The organism is Bifidobacterium sp. VU/mBH4 (B4) (genome assembly GCF_058199535.1).
Map to the genome: position 1 here is coordinate 143194 of NZ_JBVPQJ010000002.1, position 15969 is coordinate 159162.

Consider the following 15969-nt stretch of genomic DNA (forward strand, 5'->3'; position numbering starts at 1 on the left):
AGTTCCATGGTCAGAGAACATGGAAATTCGCAAGGGCATATCACCAAACACATTTTCGTCACCGGCGGCGTGGTCTCTTCACTGGGCAAGGGGCTGACCGCATCATCTCTGGGCCGACTGCTGAGAAGCCGCGGAATCCGCGTTCTTCAACAGAAGCTGGATCCCTACATCAACGTCGATCCGGGGACCATGAACCCCTTCCAACACGGCGAGGTCTACGTGACCGAGGATGGGGCCGAAACCGACTTGGACATCGGCCACTATGAGCGCTTCACCGACGTCTTCCTCTCCCAGAAGGCCAACGTGACCACCGGCCAGATCTACCAGTCCGTGCTGCGCAAGGAACGGGCGGGGGAGTACCTGGGCCAGTGCGTCCAGGTCATTCCCCACGTGACCAACGAGATCAAGAGCCGCATGCGGGCCCAGGCAAGCGACGACGTGGACGTGATCATCACCGAGATCGGCGGGACTGTAGGGGACATCGAGTCCCAGCCCTTCATGGAGGCCGCCCGCGAGGTGCGTCGGGACATCGGCCCGGACAACTGCATGTTCGTCCATGTCTCCCTGGTGCCCTATGTGGCCGCCGCCCACGAGCTCAAGACCAAGCCCACCCAGCACTCGGTCATGGCCCTGCGCCAGCTGGGCATCGCCCCTGACGCCCTGGTGCTGCGCTCGGACCGGCCGCTCAACCAGGCCATCAAGGACAAGATCTCCCTGATGTGCGACGTGGATGCCGAGGGCGTGGTCAACTGCGTGGACGCGCCCAGCATCTACGACGTGCCCAAGATCCTCTACAAGGAGGGTCTGGATACCTACGTGGTGCGCAAGCTGGGGCTGCCCTTCCACGATGTCGATTGGAACGAGTGGGAGGACCTGCTGGACCGCGTCCACAACCCCCGCACCAAGGTGGCCATCGCCATCGTGGGCAAGTACATCGACCTGCCCGACGCCTACCTGTCGGTCATCGAGGCGCTGAAGGCCGGCGGTTTCGCCAACCGGTCCCAGGTCCAGGTCAAGCTGGTGGCGGCCGACACCTGCGAGACCATGGATGGCGCCCGCAAGGCCCTGGAGGGCGTGGACGGCATTGTGGTCCCCGGAGGCTTCGGCATCCGCGGCATCGAGGGCAAGATCGGCGCCCTGCGCTATGCCCGTGAGACCGGCCTGCCTGCCCTGGGCCTCTGCCTGGGCCTGCAGTCCATGGTCATCGAGTTCGCCCGCCACGTCCTGGGGCTGGAGGACGCCAACTCCTCGGAGTTCGAGCCTGACTGCGAGAACCCGGTCATCGCCACCATGGAGGAGCAGAAGGCCATCGTGGCCGGCCACGGCGACATGGGCCACACCATGCGGCTGGGCGCCTACCCGGCGGTGCTCAAGCCCGATTCCCTGGTGGCCCGGCTCTACGGCTCCACCGAGATCTCTGAGCGCCACCGCCACCGCTACGAGGTCAACGTGGCCTACAAGGAGCGGCTGGACAAGGCCGGCCTGCACATCTCGGGCACCAGCCCGGACGGGCAGCTGACCGAGTTCGTGGAGCTCTCCCAGGACCAGCACCCCTTCTATGTGGGCACCCAGGCCCACCCGGAGTTCAAGTCCCGGCCCACCAAGCCGCACCCCCTCTTCGCCGGCCTGGTCAAGGCCAGCCTGGAGCACGGAGGCCAGGAGGCCGCCTGAGGTCGATTCCTTTTCGAACATTTTCGGTATGATCGCTCGTCTCCCTCTCGCAGGGAAGCGGGCGATCGTCCGTATCGACGGCTTTGTCAAGAGGGTCGGCTGGATTCCTTAGAGAGCGTAAGCCCAGGTCTGGCGGTTTACTACTGTCCTGGTTATTCTGTAATGGTGTGAGCGGCCGCATATGGCGGCCGTGCGTGTGTTAGGAGGTCTCAGCTCGTGGACAGCACCTCGCAGCGGACAGACACATCGCGGGATGTGGAAATGAGCCAGTACGTGGCCGACCGCTCCCGCGTCAATGAAGAGAAAATCAAACAAGACGACCAGATCATCTCCGAGTTCGGCGACTATACCTATGGCTGGCACGACTCCGACGATGCCGGGCGCAACGCCCACAAGGGCATCGACGAGGACGTGGTCCGGGCCATCTCGGCCGACAAGGGCGAGCCTGACTGGATGCTGCAGATGCGTCTCAAGGGCTATCGGGCCTTCATGGAGAAGCCCATGCCCAAGTGGGGCGTGGATTTGAGCGGGTTCGATGCCGACGACTTCAAGTACTATGTCAAGCCTTTGAAGGAGCAGGCCAAGGACTGGAAGGACCTGCCCGACGACATCCGCACCACCTATGACCGGCTGGGCATCCCCGAGGCTGAGAAGAAGCGGCTGGTCTCCGGCGTGGCCGCCCAGTACGAGTCCGAGGTCATCTACAACTCCATCCGTGACGATCTGCGCAAACAGGGGGTCATCTTCCTGGATACGGACACGGCCCTCAAGGAGTACCCGGACCTCTTCCGCAAGTACTTCGCCACGGTCATTCCCCCGGACGACAACAAGTTCGCCGCCCTGAACACGGCGGCCTGGTCGGGCGGCTCCTTCGTGTACGTGCCCAAGGGGGTCCATGTGGACATCCCCCTGCAGGCCTACTTCCGCATCAACACGCCCAACATGGGCCAGTTCGAGCGCACGCTGATCATCGCCGACGAGGGCTCCTACGTCCATTACGTGGAGGGCTGCACGGCCCCCATCTACTCCACCGACTCCCTGCATGCGGCCAACGTGGAGATTGTGGTCGAACCTCACGCCCGCGTGCGCTACACCACGGTCCAGAACTGGTCCAACAACGTCTACAACCTGGTCACCCAGCGCGCCTACGTGCGCGAGGGCGGCACCATGGAGTGGGTGGACGGCAACATCGGGTCCAAGGCCACCATGAAGTACCCGGCCTGCATCCTGGCTGAGCCCTATGCCAAGGCCGAGACCCTCTCCCTGGGCTTTGCCGGCAAGGGCCAGTACCAGGACACGGGCGCCAAGATGATCCACCTGGCACCCCACACCTCCTCCACCATCGTCTCCAAGTCCATCTCCCGCAACGGGGGAAGGGCCGCGTACCGGGGCCTGGTCAAGATCATCAAGGGGGCCGAGAAGTCCTCCTCCTCGGTGGTCTGCGACGCCCTGCTGGTGGACGACTACTCACGCTCGGACACCTACCCGCACGTGGACGTCCGCGAGGACGACGTCTCCATGGCCCACGAGGCCACCGTCTCCAAGGTTTCCGAGGACCAGCTCTTCTACCTGATGAGCCGTGGCCTGGAGGAGAAGGAGGCCATGGGCATGATCGTGCGCGGGTTCGTGGAGCCCATCTCCCGGCAGCTGCCCATGGAGTACGCGTTGGAGCTCAACCGCTTGGTCGAATTGCAGATGGAGGGTTCGGTAGGCTGATGTCACAAAACAGCGAAATAACCATTCCGCATGCGGATCCCAAGGATCCCTATGCTTTCCCGGCCACCATGCCGTCCAGCGCCGACAAGGAGCCCCGCTCCTTCAACCCTGACGACTTCCCCATGCCCACCCGCAAGCAGGATGACTGGCGGTTCACCCCCATCGACCGGATGGAGGAGTTCTTCACCGTCTTCCAGCCCAGCGGCCTGACCAAGGTCTCAGTCACCATGATCGACGGGTCTGAACCGCCTGCAGATCAGGTCAGCTTCAGCCAGGTTCCCATGGATCAGGCCCCCTGCGGCACCGTCCTCAAGCCCAGCGACCGAGCGGCCGCTGTGGAGTGGGCCAGCGGCAAGCAGGCGACGGTGGTGAACCTCAAGGGCACCCTGGATCAGCCTGTGCTGGTCCGTGTCAACGGCGGCGGCCCCGAACTGGATGCCTTCCACCTGGTCATCAAGGCCGAAGCGGGCACCAAGGCCGATCTGGTGGTCGAGCACCAGGGGCAGGCACGTCTGGCCGAGGGGGTTGAAATCGACATCGGTGACAATTCGCAGATGTCGACCACCTTCATTCAGGAGTGGGACAAGGGCAGCAAGCACATAGGCAACCACCGCATCCACCTGGGAGCCGAGGCCTCCCTGCGCCACTCGGTGGTCAGCCTTGGCGGCGATGTCGTACGGCTGCGCATGGACCAGGACTTCGGTGGCGAGCAGGGCGACCTGAACATGCTAGGCATCTACTTCGTCGATCCCGGCCAGCACATGGAACACCGGACCATGGTGGTGCACAACCATCCCAACTGCAAGTCCCGTGTGGTCTACAAGGGGGCCCTGGACGGCATCGGCGCGCACACCACCTGGGTGGGCAACGCGCTCATTCAGCCCACCGCGCCAGGAACCGACTCCTACGAGCTCAACCGGAACCTGGTGCTCACCCCCGGGGCCATCGCCGATTCCGAGCCTAACCTGGAGATTGAGAACGGCGACATCATCGGGGCGGGCCACGCCAGTTCGGTCGGACGCTTCGACGACGAGGAACTCTTCTACCTCCAGTCCCGCGGCATCCCCGAGCAGGAGGCCCGCAAGCTGGTGGTTCGAGGCTTCTTCGGCGAACTGGTGGAGGAGATCGACGTCCCCAGCGTCTCCGGGCACCTGATGGGGGTCATCGACCGCAGGCTGGCGGCCGGCGAGGATCAAGAGATGCAGCACGTTTTGGAGGAGAACTGACATGTCCACATTGGAAATCAAGGATCTGCACGTCTCAGTGGAGACCAAGGAGGGTCGCAAGCAGATCCTCAAGGGGGCCACGCTGACCGTCCGCTCTGGGGAGACCCACGCCATCATGGGGCCCAACGGGTCGGGCAAGTCCACCCTGGCCTACACATTGGCCGGCCATCCCAAGTATGAGGTGGATTCCGGCCAGGCCCTGCTGGATGGGAAGGATCTGCTCAAGATGACCCCGGACGAGCGGGCCAAGGCCGGGCTCTTCCTGGCCATGCAGTACCCGGTCGAGGTGCCGGGCGTGTCCATGACCAACTTCCTGCGTACGGCCAAGACCGAAGTCGACGGCAAGGCCCCGGCCATCCGCCAGTGGACCAAGGACCTGAATGATGCCATGAAGCGGCTGCGCATGGATCCCAAGTTCGCCCGGCGCTCCGTCAACGAGGGCTTCTCGGGCGGCGAGAAGAAGCGGGCCGAGGTTCTGCAGTTGGAGCTGCTCAAGCCCAAGTTCGCCGTCCTGGACGAAACCGACTCCGGGCTGGACGTGGACGCCCTGCGCATCGTCTCCGAGGGGGTCAACAGGGCCAAGGAGAACACCGGCATGGGCGTGCTCATGGTCACCCACTACACCAGAATCCTCAAGTACATCAAGCCCGACATCGTCCATGTCTTCGCCGACGGCCGCTTTGTGAAGACCGGCGGCCCCGAGCTGGCCGACACCCTGGAGGAGACCGGGTACGACCAGTACCTGCCCGAGGGCGCCGACTCGGAATCAGCCCTGGCCTGAGGATAAGAGAAGAGGTCCGCAATGGTCATTGATGACAGCATTCGGCAGCAGTTTCCGATTCTGGACCAGCAGGTGCATGGCCACCCCCTGGTCTATCTGGATTCGGCTGCCACTGCCCAGAAGCCCCTGGCGGTCATCGATGCCGTTCGGGACTTCTACCTGAAGGACAACGCCGGGGTACACCGGGGCGCCCACGAATTGGCCGCTCGCAGCACTGTGGCCTTTGAACACGCTCGCTCACGCGTGGCCGCCCTGGTCGGTGCAGAGGGCCAGGAAGGCGGCGAGGAGATCGTCGTCACCGCCGGGGCCACGGCTGCTCTGAACCTGTTGGCCACCGCTTTCGGCAACGCCAGCCTGGGTCGTGGAGGCAAGGCGGCACGTCGATTCGCCCTGAAGCCGGGGGATGAGATCGTGGTCAGCAAGGCCGAGCACCACTCGGTCCTCCTGCCCTTCCAGGAGCTCTGCTACCGGACCGGAGCCGTCCTCAAGTATTTCGATCTGGCCCCGGATGGCCGTGTTCTGGCCGATACAGCCGACCAGGTCATCACCGAGCGGACCAAGGTGGTCGCCGTCACCCACGTCAGCAATGTGACCGGCGCCATCACTGACATCAAGCCCATCGTCCGTCGTGCCCACCAGGTGGGTGCCTTGGTGGTGCTGGACGTTTGCCAATCGGTGCCTCACCTGCCTGTGGACCTGCATGCCATGGATGTGGACTTCGCTGCCTGGAGTGCTCACAAGATGTATGGCCCCACCGGGGTGGGCTTCCTCTATGGCCGCCGTGAGTTGCTGGAAGCCCTGCCTCCGGCATCATTCGGCGGATCCATGGTGGAGCTGGCCTATCTGGACCGTCCAGCCAGCTACATGGATCCTCCGGCCCGGTTCGAGGCCGGCACCCAGCCGGTGGCCCAGATGATAGGTGCTGGCGCAGCTGCTGATTGGCTGATGGATCTGGGTATGGAGAACGTAGCCAAACATGAGCAGGCCATCACTGCCGGTCTGTTGAGGCTGGGGAAGCTGGACGGGGTACGCATCCTCGGGCCGACCACTCCAGAGAACCGGATCGGCACAATCGCCTTCGATGTGCAGGGGGTCCACCCCCATGACGTGGGCCAGTATGTGGATTCGCGCGGCATTGCCATCCGCGTAGGCCACCACTGCGCCCAGCCGGTTCATCGGCACTTCGGCCTGATGGCCTCCAACCGGGCCTCGACTGGCGTGTACAATACCGTGGCCGACACGGATGCCCTGCTGGATGCCGTCGCCGGGGTCCGCAAGTTCTTCCGGGTGGTCTGAGGGTCTTCACCGGCAGCGCATAGACGGATTTGGCAAAGACATACTGGTAGGTTTGAGGACATGGCGGATTTCGGGATGGATGACGAAGAACTGGAGCAGATGTACCAGGAGGTGATCCTGGACGCAGCCCGGGATCCTCACGGGCGAGTAGGGGATCAGGCTGATGGGGGAGAAGACCCTGATGGCGACGGCGTGACCATCAGGGTGGAGCACGAGGCCTGCCTGGCTGCCGAGTCCCACCAGTTCAATCCCACCTGCGGGGATCAGGCCACCATCCATGTGGAAGTGGCGCCTGGCGAGCAGGGAGGTCCCGACCTCATCCAGCGGATCGTCTGGCAGGGTTCAGGCTGTTCCATCAGCCAGGCCAGCCTGTCCATCATGGTGGATCTGGTCCAGGGGCAGACCGTTGACCATGCCATGGACCTGGCTGCAGACTTCCGCAAGCTTATGGAATCGCGTGGCGCTGGAATCGAGGACGAGCAGGCGCAGGACGCCCTTGGCGATGCCATGGTCTTCCAGGGCGTGTCCAAGTATCCCATGCGCATCAAGTGCGCCCTGCTGGGCTGGGAGGGTATGAAGGCCTCGGTGGCCCAGGCCCTGTCAGCTGGGCGGGAGAGCGACAACGTTGAGAAGGAGGAGCAGGCATGAGCTGCAATACGAATCTGGTGCCCGAACCCCAGGACTCCATCCTGGCCTCGGTGGGCAGGGCCATCAGCGATCCAGGCACGGCACAGGCCCTGGCCAGCAATCCCCTGGGCGCGGAAACGGTGCTGAAGTCGGCCGAGGGCGGTTCCATGCGGCAGGTCGACGGTCAGGCGGACAAGAAGTCCGATTCGGCCAAGTCTGACGATCAGCGTGCCAACTCAGCTAACTCTGAAGGCTCCCCTGAAGGCCCGTCAGCGGACCAAGGCTCGAGTGCCCAAACCCCGGCCAGTGCGTCGGCCGCCAATAGCGAGAAAGCAGCGGACCAGAATGCCGCCGATGCTGAGGCCGCCGCTGAAGAGGCCATCCCTCTCAAGGCTGTCGACGACATCGGCCGAGCCACTGCAGAGGATGTCAGGGAGGCCCTGCACCAGGTCATCGATCCCGAGCTGGGCATCGATGTGGTCGACCTGGGGCTGGTCTATGGCATAGAAATCGACGAACTGGGACGGGCCATCATCACCATGACCCTGACCACGCCGGCCTGCCCGCTGACTGACCTGATCGAGGATCAGTGCGCCAGCGTCCTGGCGGGCCTGGTCGAGGAGTTCCGCATCGACTGGACCTGGTCGCCGCGTTGGACCCTGGACATGATCACCCCTGAGGGTCGTGAGCAGCTGGCCGCCATCGGCTTCAACTTCGAGAACATGCCTACCTATCAGTGAGGCATTCCGTCCTCTAGGCCATTTCGGGTCCTCCCGTGCGAATATACTGATGATTCCGGTCCGCCGTGACCGGCACGGCGCACGAGAGAAAGCACAGTGAAATGGCATTGTCCATGGGCTGGAAACTGCACGGCGACGGGAAAACATTGGCTCCGGGCGAGGTTGTGGAACCCGATGAGCGACTCACATGGCCACGCACGGCTGGCATCGGCGCCCAGCACGTTATCGCTATGTTCGGCTCCACCTTCCTGGTTCCCATTCTGACCGGATTCGACCCCTCTACCACCCTCTTCTTCACGGCCATGTCCACGGCCCTCTTCCTGCTGATCAACCGCAACCGTCTGCCCTCCTACCTGGGCAGCTCCTTCGGCTTCATCGCCCCGGTCCTGGCAGTGACCACTGCCCACAAGGGTCTGGCTGTGGCCTCCTTCGGGATCATGGTCACCGGCGCCCTGCTCTTCCTGATCGGCCTGATCGTCCACTTCGCCGGTTCGCGATGGATTGATCTGATCATGCCCCCGGTGGTCAACGGCGCCATCGTGGCCATCATCGGCTTTAACCTGGCGCCCTCAGCCTGGAAGAACTTCAAGTCGGCCCCGCTGACCGCCCTGGTCACCCTGGTGGCCGTCATGCTGATAGCCGTGCTTTTCAAGGGTCTGATTGGCCGACTCAACATCCTTTTGGGCGTTATCGTCGGCTACATCTTTGCGGTCACCCAAGGCCAGGTCGACTTTGCAGCTGTGGAAAAGGCCGCCTGGTTCGGTCTGCCACACTTCCACACCCCTCAGGCCGACCCGTCTGTCCTGGCCATGTTCATCCCTGTGGTGCTGGTCCTGGTGGCCGAGAACATCGGTCACGTCAAGTCTGTAGCCCTGATGACTGGCCGCGATTATGACGACCAGATCGGCACCGCCCTGATGGCCGACGGCCTGGGCACTACGCTGGCCGGACTGGGCGGAGGCTCGGGTACCACCACCTACGCAGAGAACATCGGCGTCATGGCCGCCACCAAGGTCTACTCCACGGCCGCCTACTGGTGCGCCGGCATCTTCGCCTTCCTGCTCTCCCTTTGCCCCAAGTTCGGGGCCATCATCAACACCATCCCCACCGGCGTTCTGGGCGGGGTCACCACCATGCTCTACGGCATGATCGGCATGCTGGGCATCCGCATCTGGGTGGAGAACAAGGTGGACTTCGGCAAGTCCGTCAACATGACCGTGGGCGCCGTCGTCATGATCGTGGGCATCGCGGACTTCACCTTCGCTGTGGCCGGGGTCAGCTTCAACGGCATCGCCATCGGCTCGGTGGCAACGCTGGTCATGTACCACGGTCTCAAGGCCATCGGCCGCTGGCGGGGGACCATTGACCCCGACGACTACATTCATGAGGATTCGCAGGCTGTCTCCCAGCAGAGCTGATTGCGTCAGGTTCACCCGGCATTGAACCAGGCAGTGAAAAGACTCGGGGCGGCAGGGATTTGCTACGCAGCAGAGGGCTCAGTCGGTTGGCTGACTCAGTCAGCTGGCTAAGATCAGCTAGCGTGTTCGGGTCTGGTTGCGTAGAAGGCCACGGCGCTTGAGGCAGCTACATTCAGACTGTCCACGTCGTGGCTCATGGGGATGCGCACGGTCAAATCCGCATGGGCGATGGTCCTGTGGCTCAGCCCGTCGCCTTCGGTACCGAATATCAGGGCCAGACGATCGATCTGGTCGGGCCCGGGTTCTAGACGCTTTGTCAGCTCATCCAGGCTGATGGCATTCCGGTTCAGGGCCATGGCCGCCGTAGTGAAGCCCAGATCATGCAGCTGTTTCATGCCCTGGTCGGGCCAGGTGTGGACGTCGTCGCCGCCTATTCTTGTCCAAGGGACCTGAAAGACCGTGCCCATGGAGACCCGTGCGGCCCTGCGATAAAGAGGGTCGGAGCAGGATGGGGTGACCAGGACGGCATCCACCTGGAGGGCTGCCGCCGAACGCATCAGGGCGCCGATGTTGGTGTGGTCTACAATGTTTTCCATGACGGCCACCCGCTTTGCCGAGCGGCAGATCTGCTCCACGGTTGGCAGGGGCCAGCGTCTCATGGCGGCCAGCGCGCCCCGATGCAGCCGGTAGCCGGTGATGGTTTTCAGCTGTGCGGGGCTGGCTACGTAGACGGGAACGTTGGGTCCGAAGGCTGCGTCCACCTGGTCGAACATGGAGCGCATCCCCTCTAGCCAGGGCTCTTCCACCAGGAAGGAGATGGGCTCAACCCCGGCATCCAGGGCGCGGGCGATGACCTTGGGGGACTCGGCGATGAACAAGCCCTTGGCGGGCTCCAGACGATTGCGCAGCTGCGGCTCGGTCAGCCTGGTGTAGGCCTCGATTCTGTCATCGTCGATGGAGTCGATTCTCACCTTGAGCACGTCTGCCGCTCCTTTTTTCTGATCCTGAGAACAGCATAGGCGGCGCAACCGAAAACAACCGGTCGTGCCGCCTCAGGCAGTTGGAGTTTCAACTCTGCTGAGCTATCACTTCTTCTCTTCTGCAGCCTGACGGTCAGCGGCGGCGATGCGCTTGGCGATTTCGCCTTGAGGGCCGAGCTCGGGCAGAAGCAGAACGAAGACATCGGAGAGCAGGAAGATCATGCTTTCCAGTCCCAGGTTGAGCACGTAGTTGCCCTTGCTGACCGAGGAGATGATGATGGGCAGCAGGAAGGCGCAGAGAAGGCCAACAGTGCTGACCAGACCGCCGGCGCTTCCGGCATACTTGCCGCGAATCTCAGGCAGGGCGAAGGGCATAGCCTGGACGATGGGGCCGTTGATGGCACCGAAGGCGCCCGAAACAAACATGATGCAGCATAGCAGACCCACGACGGGGGCCTTCTTCAGCATCAGCACCACTGCCCAGAAGTAGACCATGAGTGCAGTACCCACCAGAATGGTGGCGAAGAGGTAGCCCTTCCACTTGCCCAGACGTGAGCTGATCATGGGTCCGATGATGGATCCTGCGATGGATCCCAGGGCCGCTGCTGAGGCAACCAGACCGGCTGAGGTCTTGTTGAAGCCGTTGTTGTTGATCAGCGTCTGGGGAATGAATCCAGCGAAGGCGGTGGACGCGGCCATGGAGCAGCCGTAGCAGAGGGCGATCAGCCAGACATTGCGGCTCCTCGCTGCAACGTTAAAGTACTTGAGCGGAGAATCGGTGGCTGGTGGCAGCTGCACTCCTTCAGGTGCGTCACGAATCAGGAAGACCCAAAGCAGGCTTGCCACGGTCAGGATGATGGCTGCGCTCAGATAGGAGGTGCGCACCGAGAACCGGGGAGCAACCATCTGGGCCAGGATGACCCCGATGCCGGCCGAGCCGTAGAAGAATCCCATGGCGATCTGCGTCTGATCGCCGAACCAGACGCTGAAGATCTTGACCAGGTTGGCGTTCAGGGCAGCGATGCCAGCCCCCAACAGGAACATCGAGAGCATCTGCAAGGGGAAGTTGAGGCCGAAGGTCCTGATGTAGGCGCCGACCACGGCGATGGCCAGACCGGTCAGCACTACCTTCTTGGGGCCGACACGGTCACCGATGGTGCCCATGGGGATGCTGAGGAATACTGCGGTCAGCATGGGCATGAGCAGCAGGGTCGAGAATCCGGCCTGGTCGATGTGCAGCATGGGCATCAGGTAGACCGCAAGGGCGGATATCTGGTACTGCATGTAGTTGGACAGAATGCCGATCAGGCAGACCACGGCCGCGATGACCCAGCGGTAATTGGATGATTTTCGAGTATTCATGTTCTCTCCCTCCACGATTTACGTGGAACAGGCGGCCTAGTGACGGTCTCCGTCCAGCAGGCACTCCTCGAATGCCGGCCGAAGCAGGTCGATGTTCTCCTTGTTGACGTCGCGGCGCAGGTTCCAGCCGTTCTCGTCGATGACCATGGTGTCTGGATGGTCGACGCTGTAGGACTCCCAGGCATCCCCGGCGCCGCTGACAGGACGGCCGGTGGTTGCGAAGGAGCACCAGGCGTCGTTCATCTCATCAGACAGGTGCATGGGCGGCACCTCGCCGGTCAAGGTCTCGGGCAGGTCAGGCCGCTGGGTGTTATGCAGCACGAAGGGCAGCTCAATGGCATGGCAGGAGCCCATGCCGGGGATCTTGGAGGCGTAGGTGAACAAATACTGGTAGACGGTGTTGTACCTGGACTGGTACTCGCACATGAGGTTGGTGCCAACCCTGAAGCCGATCTGGTTGGTGTACTCCAGATAGCGCTCGGCGGGGTCTTCTCCGGGGTGAGCCTGCTCCCAAAGCTTCTCGTAGCGCTCGGAGTCCAGCTTGCCGTCAAAGTGGAAAATGGCCTGGTGGTGCCAGAAGTCGGGCATTTCGTTGGCGAAGTCCTTGAAGTAGAGCTTCCAGTAAGCGAACTCGTCGGCGTTGCAGCCCAGCATGATCTCCACGTCCTTGGCGGCACCGTCCTTGAATGCCTGGAGAGGCTTGGCCGGAAGGTAGTCGCCGTCGGTGGTGGGAGCGAAGATCAACGAGATCTCATGGATGTGCTTGGCGAAGAAATCTCCGGTGAACTTCATCATGATGTCGCCGACGGGCAGGGCCGCCAGCTCCTGGGCAGTCTTGCAGCCCATCATCTCCATGAATTCTTGGGCATAGGGAGCCGTGGATTCCGGGGTGTTGTAGAGCTGGATGGGGCCGGATTCGCCAATGGCCCTTTGGAAGAGTCCCTTGGCGGCTGGTGCGACGGTCAGCAGCATGGTGGAGCCCGAACCGCAGGATTCGCCAAAGAGGGTGACCCGGTCAGGATCTCCGCCGAAGGCAGCGATGTTCTCCTGGACCCACTGCAGGGCAGCCACCTGGTCCATGAGCCCTAGATAGCCTGACTGCCGGTATTCGTCGCCTCCGGGCAGCCCCGCCAGGTTCATGTATCCGAAGAGGTTGACCCGGTAGTTGATGGTGACATAGACAACATCGTTGCGCTTGGTGAAGTTGCTTCCGTCATACATGGGGTCGGACGAACCGCCCTCCACGTACGCGCCGCCGTGGATGAAAACCATGACGGGCAGCTTTTGGGCGCCCTCATGACCAACCCAGACATTCAGGCTCAGGCAGTTTTCGCTCTGCTGACGGCGAGAGGCATACATGACCGGGTCGTACTTCTGCAGGGCGGAGTCGCCGAAGTGGGTGCAGTCGTAGTCCCGGTGCTCACGATCCAGATGTTCCGGGGCCTTCCAGCGTCGTGCGCCGACGGGAGGCTTGGCGTAGGGGATGCCGAGGTAGGCAACGGTCCCCTGTGGAGTGGTGATGCCGTGGTAGGTGCCAAATTCTGTAGTGACGGTTGGCATGATTATCCTTTCCGCGAGGTAGTGCCCGGTCGGCGGTTGTGTCCCCGTCGACCCTGGATGAATTTCACCCTATGGCCTGGTGTGAGACGAGAGTCAAATCGAGGGAACGGTCATCGCGGAAGTTTGAATCTGAAGATGTAGGCAGCGGTCAGAACCCTTGCAGAGCAAGGTTTCCAGGCTGATATGATGGATTACGTCCATAAAAGGTCCAGGTGAGAGGGGCACGCAAAACCTTAGGGTAGGACCAGACCCTTGTAGGAGGTACTTATGGAAGTCAAGGATGACGAAACAGCAAGCCTGGCGGAGGAGGGCTACACCATCCGTCAGACGGCGCGCTTGTATGACATCACCACTGAGACCCTGTATTACTATGAGCGGATCGGGCTGGTGGTGCCCCGGCGCAATCCGGTCAACGGTTATCGACTCTATGGGCCGGAGGATTTCGCTCGTCTCAACGTCATCCAGGCCCTTCGGAAGCTGGATTTCAGCCTGGACCGCATCGGTCATTACCTGGAGAATCGTACATTCGACGCCACCCTGTCCTTAATTGACGAGGAAGTGGAACATGTGGACAGCCAGATGCGATATTTGGCTTCCATCAAGCGGGGACTGTTGAGCAGCCTGCAGAAGTATGCGCAGGCCATGACCTCCATATCCCCGGCACGGACCGTCATCGTCCACCGTCCCCTGCGTCACTGCGCTCTAGTGGCGGACCACATGATCGGCTATGACCGGATCCCCCTTGCATTCGCCCACTACACGGCATTGCACCATGAGGCGCTGCAGATTCTCAATACGCTGACCTGCTATCAGGTGGATGCCTCGCATCCGCTTAAGGGCTGGTTCCAGCCCAAGGCCATCCTGCTCTACTGTCCCGATCCAGGGTTCCGCGGTGACTATGATCTTCCAGCTGGCACCTATGCCTCTTGCACCTTTGTGGGCAGTTTCGCCCGGTGCAGACAAATCCATGCCAAGATGCTCGAAGATCTGAAGGCCATGGGTTACCGCGTGGATGGAGATCCTCTGGAGTTCTGTCTGATCGGCGAATACGAATCCAATGACTTCGATGAATATGTGAGCAGGATGGAGATCCCTGTAGTCCCCGTTGAGAAGGAATCGAGTGTCCGGAACGGGAGTTGAACCCGTACGCCTGTATATATATAGGCACTAGCACCTCAAGCTAGCGCGTCTACCATTCCGCCACCCGGACAGGTGCGTAATCGCAACGGAGACAATCATAGCATCTCAGACGATATTGCGCACTGGGCGATTTGGGGGAGCGTGTCGTTACGGGGAGTGCTTTTCGGCGGCGGGCTGTAGCCTAACACCATGACTGCACCCCTCTTCCTGCTGGATCCCGACCACGATGATTCCCCACTGGCCAGCGATGAGCTCCATACCGGCTGGCGCCTGACCCTGCCCGAGCGCATCTGTCGCCATGCCCTGGGCTCTATGAGGCTAAAGAACGGGGACCAACTGGATCTTTCCGACGGAGATGGACTGCATATCAGCGCTCTGGTCAGGGATGCTTCGACCGGCCTGGTGGAGGTCACCGCAGTAGGGCGGCAGGCACCTCCCGAGCAGGAACTGATTCTGGTCCAGGCCCTGGCCAAGGGCGGCAGGGACGAGCAGGCCATCGACATGGCCACCCAGATCGGGGTGGATCAGGTCATGCCCTGGCAGGCTGATCGGTCCATAGCCAAATGGCGGCCGGGCCGCAACGACCGGCACTGGCAGTCCGCCTTGGACGCGGCCACTGAGCAGAGCCGGAGGGCCTACCGTCCTCGACTGCTCAATAAGGTGGACAGCCGTGGCCTGGCCTCCTGGTGCCGGAAGGCGACCGATCAGGGAAGTCTGGTCCTGGTACTGCACCAGGATGCCGACCTCGGATGGGATGCGGTCCGCAAACGCTTAGACAAGCTGCCGGCCGGTTCGTCCGTAACCGTGGTTGTGGGTCCCGAGGGCGGGATTGCCGATCAGGAGATTCAGGCCATGATGAGGCAGGGCGCTCTGCCGGTCCGGCTGGGCGGCAACATCCTCCGGGCTTCCCTGGCCGGACCTGTAGCCCTGACCCTGCTGGCGGACATGCTGGGCCGCTGGCAGTCAGAAGCCCCTGAGCCCAGCGCATGAAGTCCCGCGCAATATACAACCTCGACCATAAAATGGAAAACAGCGAAAATACCAAGAACAGCAATGTCGGCAAACAGTAAGGAGTGGTCATGAGCGATGGCGATCGACAGGAGGACTGCATTTTCTGCAGAATCGTGGCAGGGGAGGTCCCCAGCGAAAAGGTCTATGAGGATGAGACCGTCTACGCTTTCAAGGATGCCAACCCCAAGGCCGCCGTCCATGTCCTGATCGTCCCGCGCCGCCACTACGCGTCGGTGGCCGAATTGGCCAAGGCTGACCCTGACACCCTGGCCCACATTGTCCAGGTGGCGCAGCAGATCGCCGACCAGGACTTCCATGGAGCCTACCGACTGATCTTCAACACGGGGGAGGATGCCGGCCAATCGGTCTTCCATGTCCACGCACACGTTCTGACCGGACAGGTGTTGCCTGAGTGAGGCCCGTGTTCACCATCGTCGTCGT

At 62.2% G+C, this 15969-nt stretch carries 14 protein-coding genes and 1 tRNA gene; 11 read left to right on the top strand and 4 right to left on the bottom strand.

Features of this window, described 5'->3' with window-relative positions; translation table 11 throughout:
* The first annotated feature begins 6 nt into the window (after nucleotides 1–6).
* The 8 genes from pyrG (at nucleotide 7) to AC0AII_RS03835 (ending at nucleotide 9475) form a co-directional block, all read left to right on the top strand.
* On the top strand, nucleotides 7–1671 hold the full coding sequence (gene pyrG, locus AC0AII_RS03800) for a CTP synthase (RefSeq protein WP_490446188.1): 1665 nt from the start codon (nucleotides 7–9) through the stop codon (nucleotides 1669–1671).
* Nucleotides 1672–1932: 261 nt separating this feature from the next.
* The gene (sufB, locus tag AC0AII_RS03805) at nucleotides 1933–3387 is read left to right on the top strand and encodes a Fe-S cluster assembly protein SufB (RefSeq protein ID WP_180335444.1); all 1455 of its coding nucleotides are present in this window, start codon (nucleotides 1933–1935) and stop codon (nucleotides 3385–3387) included.
* Nucleotides 3387–4613, top strand: coding sequence for a Fe-S cluster assembly protein SufD (sufD, locus tag AC0AII_RS03810; protein ID WP_144085634.1), 1227 nt, complete (start codon nucleotides 3387–3389; stop codon nucleotides 4611–4613). Before sufB ends, sufD begins: the two co-directional genes overlap by 1 nt.
* A gap of 1 nt (nucleotide 4614) precedes the next feature.
* A complete protein-coding gene (gene sufC / locus AC0AII_RS03815; protein ID WP_490446189.1) occupies nucleotides 4615–5394 on the top strand; it encodes a Fe-S cluster assembly ATPase SufC in 780 nt (259 codons plus the stop codon).
* Nucleotides 5395–5415: 21 nt separating this feature from the next.
* On the top strand, nucleotides 5416–6690 hold the full coding sequence (locus AC0AII_RS03820; protein WP_490446190.1) for a SufS family cysteine desulfurase: 1275 nt from the start codon (nucleotides 5416–5418) through the stop codon (nucleotides 6688–6690).
* A gap of 60 nt (nucleotides 6691–6750) precedes the next feature.
* On the top strand, nucleotides 6751–7338 hold the full coding sequence (gene sufU, locus AC0AII_RS03825) for a Fe-S cluster assembly sulfur transfer protein SufU (RefSeq protein WP_490446191.1): 588 nt from the start codon (nucleotides 6751–6753) through the stop codon (nucleotides 7336–7338).
* Nucleotides 7335–8057, top strand: a complete 723-nt coding sequence (locus tag AC0AII_RS03830; RefSeq protein WP_490446192.1) for a metal-sulfur cluster assembly factor — start codon at nucleotides 7335–7337, stop codon at nucleotides 8055–8057. The genes sufU and AC0AII_RS03830 overlap by 4 nt, the downstream gene beginning before the upstream one ends.
* A gap of 101 nt (nucleotides 8058–8158) precedes the next feature.
* On the top strand, nucleotides 8159–9475 hold the full coding sequence (locus AC0AII_RS03835) for a uracil-xanthine permease family protein (protein WP_490446193.1): 1317 nt from the start codon (nucleotides 8159–8161) through the stop codon (nucleotides 9473–9475).
* A 113-nt stretch (nucleotides 9476–9588) separates the two neighbouring features.
* On the opposite strand, the gene AC0AII_RS03840 is transcribed toward AC0AII_RS03835, so the two are convergent.
* From AC0AII_RS03840 to AC0AII_RS03850, 3 genes are all read right to left on the bottom strand, one after another.
* Nucleotides 9589–10455 carry a TrmH family RNA methyltransferase gene (locus tag AC0AII_RS03840; RefSeq protein ID WP_490446194.1) on the bottom strand — a complete coding sequence of 289 codons (867 nt, stop codon included), beginning with the start codon at nucleotides 10453–10455 and terminating at the stop codon, nucleotides 9589–9591.
* A gap of 105 nt (nucleotides 10456–10560) precedes the next feature.
* Nucleotides 10561–11817 carry an MFS transporter gene (locus tag AC0AII_RS03845; protein ID WP_313839699.1) on the bottom strand — a complete coding sequence of 419 codons (1257 nt, stop codon included), beginning with the start codon at nucleotides 11815–11817 and terminating at the stop codon, nucleotides 10561–10563.
* Nucleotides 11818–11853: 36 nt separating this feature from the next.
* Nucleotides 11854–13377 carry a carboxylesterase/lipase family protein gene (locus AC0AII_RS03850; protein WP_490446195.1) on the bottom strand — a complete coding sequence of 508 codons (1524 nt, stop codon included), beginning with the start codon at nucleotides 13375–13377 and terminating at the stop codon, nucleotides 11854–11856.
* Between the two features lie 267 nt (nucleotides 13378–13644).
* Here AC0AII_RS03850 and AC0AII_RS03855 point away from each other — a divergent pair, with 267 nt between their 5' ends.
* Nucleotides 13645–14517 carry a MerR family transcriptional regulator gene (locus AC0AII_RS03855; RefSeq protein WP_490446196.1) on the top strand — a complete coding sequence of 291 codons (873 nt, stop codon included), beginning with the start codon at nucleotides 13645–13647 and terminating at the stop codon, nucleotides 14515–14517.
* Here AC0AII_RS03855 and AC0AII_RS03860 read toward each other — a convergent pair.
* A tRNA-Leu gene (locus AC0AII_RS03860) sits at nucleotides 14499–14587 on the bottom strand. The two genes, AC0AII_RS03855 and AC0AII_RS03860, sit on opposite strands and share 19 nt — an antisense overlap.
* A 119-nt stretch (nucleotides 14588–14706) precedes the next feature.
* On the opposite strand from AC0AII_RS03860, the gene AC0AII_RS03865 reads away from it, so the two are divergent.
* Both AC0AII_RS03865 and AC0AII_RS03870 read left to right on the top strand, forming a co-directional pair.
* On the top strand, nucleotides 14707–15507 hold the full coding sequence (locus AC0AII_RS03865) for a 16S rRNA (uracil(1498)-N(3))-methyltransferase (protein ID WP_490446197.1): 801 nt from the start codon (nucleotides 14707–14709) through the stop codon (nucleotides 15505–15507).
* An 89-nt stretch (nucleotides 15508–15596) separates the two neighbouring features.
* Nucleotides 15597–15944 (top strand): histidine triad nucleotide-binding protein, encoded by a 348-nt coding sequence (locus AC0AII_RS03870; protein WP_463318396.1) that lies wholly within the window; start codon nucleotides 15597–15599, stop codon nucleotides 15942–15944.
* Nucleotides 15945–15969 lie beyond the last annotated feature (25 nt).